Annotated in this window: 1 protein-coding gene; it reads right to left on the bottom strand. The window is 43.9% G+C overall.

Features of this window, described 5'->3' with window-relative positions; all coding sequences use genetic code 11:
- Nucleotides 1–471: transposase (locus tag AB4161_RS22735; protein WP_372084402.1), on the bottom strand; the 471-nt coding region annotated here is incomplete at its 3' end.
- Nucleotides 472–535 lie beyond the last annotated feature (64 nt).

Genomic DNA, 535 nt, shown 5'->3' with positions numbered 1-535 from the left:
ATCAAGAGGGCGAGCTTGCCACTCAACAACTTGTTCTAAAACAGCATCAGTGACTTTCGATATTAGACTGGCGGAGATATCAGCATCGTACATTTCTTTGAAGGTTGCGACGATTTCTCGGGTAGTCATTCCTTTGGCATACAAGCTTAAGATCTTGTCGTCCATCGATTGGAATCGAGTTTGATGCTTACGAACGAGCTTGGGTTCAAAGGACGCGTCACGGTCACGAGGGATTTCTAGCTGGATCTCACCATTGTCAGTAAGTAGGCGCTTAGAAGAGTAGCCATTTCGACTATTACTATCGTTGGTCGGTGAGTGTTTTTCGTAGCCAAGGTGATCATCAAGTTCAGCATTTAAAGCTGTCTCAACCGTCACCTTGGTTAACATTTTCCTGAAGTCATCAAGATCCGAAGGCGTCTTAATTGACTTAGCGGCTTCGCGAGCGAAGGCTTCTAAAGCTTTCTTGTCCATATTGCTTATCCTTAGCCATGACTGGCTTAATTATAAGCAGATACACAATTTAAATTACAGGCTC

Source organism: Vibrio sp. 10N.286.51.E5 (genome assembly GCF_041469125.1).
GTDB classification, from domain to species: Bacteria; Pseudomonadota; Gammaproteobacteria; order Enterobacterales; family Vibrionaceae; genus Vibrio; species Vibrio crassostreae_C.
Note: the sequence above shows the minus strand (reverse complement) of the source record. Positions and strands in the feature narration are given on the sequence as shown.